Source organism: Duganella sp. S19_KUP01_CR8, assembly GCF_036688705.1.
Taxonomy (GTDB): Bacteria; Pseudomonadota; Gammaproteobacteria; order Burkholderiales; family Burkholderiaceae_D; genus Rugamonas.
The window spans coordinates 1-3,644 of sequence record NZ_JAQQPR010000065.1 but is presented as its reverse complement, the minus strand read 5'-3'; the positions used below and the strand labels follow the sequence as shown (position 1 = coordinate 3,644).

4 protein-coding genes are annotated in these 3,644 nt (G+C 70.7%); 2 read left to right on the top strand and 2 right to left on the bottom strand.

From position 1 onward, the window contains the following. Both V6M89_RS30255 and V6M89_RS30250 read left to right on the top strand, forming a co-directional pair. Positions 1-210: hypothetical protein (locus V6M89_RS30255; RefSeq protein WP_332856691.1), on the top strand; the 210-nt coding region annotated here is incomplete at its 5' end. Further along, on the top strand, positions 207-1,214 hold the full coding sequence (locus tag V6M89_RS30250) for a response regulator (RefSeq protein ID WP_332856690.1): 1,008 nt from the start codon (positions 207-209) through the stop codon (positions 1,212-1,214). The genes V6M89_RS30255 and V6M89_RS30250, both read left to right, overlap by 4 nt. Before the next feature lie 110 nt (positions 1,215-1,324). On the opposite strand, the gene V6M89_RS30245 is transcribed toward V6M89_RS30250, so the two are convergent. Together V6M89_RS30245 and V6M89_RS30240 are read right to left on the bottom strand one after the other, a co-directional pair. Continuing rightward, positions 1,325-2,491 (bottom strand): aminotransferase class I/II-fold pyridoxal phosphate-dependent enzyme, encoded by a 1,167-nt coding sequence (locus V6M89_RS30245; RefSeq protein ID WP_332856689.1) that lies wholly within the window; start codon positions 2,489-2,491, stop codon positions 1,325-1,327. Between the two features lie 124 nt (positions 2,492-2,615). Next, positions 2,616-3,644 (bottom strand): sensor histidine kinase (locus V6M89_RS30240; RefSeq protein WP_332856688.1); only part of this gene is annotated, 1,029 nt, incomplete at its 5' end.

Sequence of the window (3,644 nt, the reverse complement as noted above, 5' to 3'; positions counted from 1 at the left end):
GCGCAGGCGCTGCTGCCGTCGCTGCGGCGCGGCGCGCTGGACGATGGCGCGCTGGCCGTGCTGGCGGCCGCCATGAGCGGCGCCGGCCTGTCGGCCGCGCTGGCCCAGCAGCTGGCGGCGCTGCACACCGCACTCAACGATTTCGATTTTCCGCTAGCCCATGCTACGCTGCTGGAATTGGCAGACCATCTGGCCAAGGAGAACCCATGATTAAAGCACCCACCAACGACCTGCCCCTGATCCTGGCCGTCGACGACGAGGCCAGCAACCTGCAGCTGCTGCGCCATATCCTGCAAGACCAGTACCGCCTGCTGTTCGCCAAGGACGGCCCGCGCGCGCTGGAACTGGCGCGCCAGGAGCGGCCGCAGCTGATCCTGCTGGACGTCATGATGCCCGGCATGACCGGCTATGAAGTGTGCCGGCTATTGAAGGAAGACGAGGCCACCGCCGCCATCCCGGTGATCTTCGTCACCGCGCTCAGCGACGCCAGCGACGAGGTGGTCGGCTTCGACGCCGGCGCGGTCGACTACATCACCAAGCCGGTCAGCCCGCCCATCGTGCGCGCCCGCGTGCGCACCCACCTGTCGCTGGTGCGGGTGGACGAGCTGGCCCGCACCCGGCTGGAGATCGTCCAGCGCCTGGGCCTGGCGGCCGAATACAAGGACAATGAAACCGGCCTGCACGTGATCCGCATGAGCCACTACTCGCGCATCCTGGGGCGCGCGGCCGGCATGAGCGAGGCCGAGGCGGACGACCTGCTGCACGCGGCGCCGATGCACGACGTCGGCAAGATCGGCATCCCGGACAGCATCCTGCGCAAGCCCGGCCCGCTGGAGACGGCGGAATGGAAGATCATGCAGACCCACGCCGCGATCGGCGGCGACATCATCGGCCAGCACCCGGGCGGCATGCTGGCGATGGCGCACCAGGTGGCGATGACGCATCATGAAAAGTGGGACGGCAGCGGCTACCCGAACGGCCTGGCCGGCCGCGACATCCCGCTGGTGGGGCGCATCGTCGCCATCGCCGACGTGTTCGACGCGCTGACCTCGGCCCGTCCCTACAAGCCGGAGTGGCCGATCCCGCAGGCGGTGGAATACCTGGAGCAGCAGCGCGGCAAGCACTTCGACGCCGAACTGGTCGACCTGTTCCTGACGCAGATGCCGGCGCTGCTGGAGGTCAAGCAGCGCTGGGCGGAGCGCAGCACCGCTTGACCCCGTCATTCCCGCGCAGGCGGGAATCCAGGCATTGCCTGAATTCCCTCCATACTACGCGTCCGACCATGCGGCGCATGGGTTCCCGCCTGCGCGGGAACGACGGCGGCTCAGGTGGCCAGCCGCGCCATCACCGCCGCCACGTGGTCGATCTGCGCGCGGCTATGGCCGGCGTTCATCACGAAGCGCAGCCGCGCCTGGCCCACCGGCGCCGCCGGGAACTGCACCGCGTCCACCTGGATGCCCTCCTTGCGCAGCGCGATCGCGTAGCGCTGGCAAGTCTCGGCCTCGCCCACCAGCAGCGGCAGGATCGCCGTCCGGGTCTCCAAAATGGTGTGGCCCAGCGGCGCCATCCGCTCGATGAAATAGCGCTGGTTGTCCCACAGGCGCGACCGCCGTTGCGGTTCCTCTGCCAGCAGGTCCAGCGCCGCCAGCGCCGCGGCCGCCTGGTCCGGCGGCGGCGGGCAGGTGTAGCCGTAGGCCGAGCTGGTCAGGCGGATCACGTCGGCCACCTCGCGCTCGACGGCGACGAAGCCGCCCAGCGCGCCCAGCGCCTTGCTCAAGCTCCCCATCTGCATCAGGCATGGGCTGTAGCAGCCGTAGTGCTCGGAGGTGCCGCCGCCGTTGGCGCCCAGCACGCCGGTGGCGTGGGCGTCGTCGAGGTAGAGCAGCGCGCCGTGGCGCTCGGCCAGTTCCACCAGCTGCGGCAGCGGCGCGATCGTGCCTTCCATGGCGAACACGCCGTCGCTGACGATGATCGGCGTGCTGCCCTCGTCCGCGCCCGCCTTCAGCAGCGACTCCAGGTGGTTCATGTCGCGGTGGCGGTAGTTGTAGCGCAGCGCGCCCGACATCTGGATGCCTTCGCGGATGCTGACGTGGTTGTACTCGTCCGAATAGCAGGCGTACTTGTGGCGCTTGCGGGCGCGGTAGCCGTGCAGGCGCGCCAGCGCGGCCGCCTTGACGATCGACGACAGCACGCCGACATTGGCCATGTAGCCGGTGACGAACAGCACCGCGTCGCCCTTGTGCTGGAGCGCGCCGAGCCGCGCTTCCAGCCTGCGATAGAGCTCCAGGTCGCCGCCCTGCAGGCGCGATGCGCTGTTGCCCACGCCGTAGCGGTCCAGCCCGTCCTTGGCGGCCGCCACCAGGCGCGGATGCCGGGCCAGCGCCAGGTAGTCGTTGCTGCTGAACGACACCACGGGCTCGCCGCCGGCCTGGGCGGCGGGATGGACGGGATGATGCTTGAGCCAGTCGGCGATGTCGCTTAAGTCGTGCATGAGGAGTGAAAAGGCCAGCCAGAGTGGGGAACCCTCCATGCTAGCGGCGGCCGGCTTACCGCAGGCTTGCGGTCACATTACCGATCGGATAGCCATATCGGATAGCCACGGCAGCCCGCCAGGACTACGGCGCCAGCGGCAGCAGGATGCGCGCCACCAGGCCGGGCGCGCCGTCCTCCAGCAGCAGTTCGCCGCCGTGCGCCAGCGCGGTGGCGCTGACGATGGCCAGCCCCAGGCCGTTGCCCGGCAGGTGGCGGCTGTCGTCCAGGCGGTAGAAGCGCTGCGTCACCTTGGCGCGCTCGGCCTGCGGGATGCCGGGGCCGTTGTCGTGCACCGCGATCGAGGCCAGGCCGCCGTGGAACAGGCCGACGCGCACATGGATCGCATGGCCGGCCCCGGCGTACTTGATGGCGTTGTCCAGCAGGCTGGCGACGGCGCTGGCCAGCAGGTTGCGGTCGCCATCCACATACAGGTGCGCGGGCGCGTCCACCGTCAAGCTCACGCCGCCGTCCTCGGCGCTGGCCTCGTACATGTCGCCGATGTCGGTGGCGATGTGGCCCAGGTCGAGCCGCTCGAACAGCCGGCTGCGCATGCCCGATTCGGCCTCGGCGATCTGCAGCAGGCGCTCGAACAGCCGGATCAGGTCGTCGATGTCGTCGATCGCGTCGTGCGCGGCGCCGGACAGGCGCGGCACCGTGGCCTCGTGCCGCAGCGCGTCGTCCAGCTTGCTGCGCACGCGGCCCAGCGGCGTGCGCAAGTCGTGCGCGATGGCGTTCGACACGTGGCGGATGCCGTCCATCAGCAGCTCGATGCGGTCCAGCATGCGGTTGATGTCGCGCCCCAGCAGCGCGAACTCGTCGCGCCCGCTGACCGCGATGCGCGAGCTGAGGTCGCCCGCCTCGATGTGGGCGGCGGTGCGGCGGATCGCGCCCAGGCGCCGCTCCACCACGCGCCGGAACAGCAGCGCGCCGGCCACCGTCAGCAGCAGCGACACGCCGGCGCCGGCCAGCAGCGCGTGCCAGATCACGGCGCGCACCGCTTCCTGCTCGCTCAGGTCGCGCCCGACGATCAGCACGCCGCCGCCGTCCAGCGGCCGCAGGTACAGCCGCGCCGGCGCCGGGCGGCCGCCGCGCGTGACCACGGTGCTGAGCAG

What these genes read in the sequence shown, in the direction of transcription:
- V6M89_RS30250 (WP_332856690.1), top strand. Translation starts at nt 207, where the DNA reads ATGATTAAAGCACCCACCAACGACCTGCCCCTGATCCTGGCCGTCGAC.
- V6M89_RS30245 (WP_332856689.1), bottom strand. Translation starts at nt 2,491, where the DNA reads ATGCACGACTTAAGCGACATCGCCGACTGGCTCAAGCATCATCCCGTC.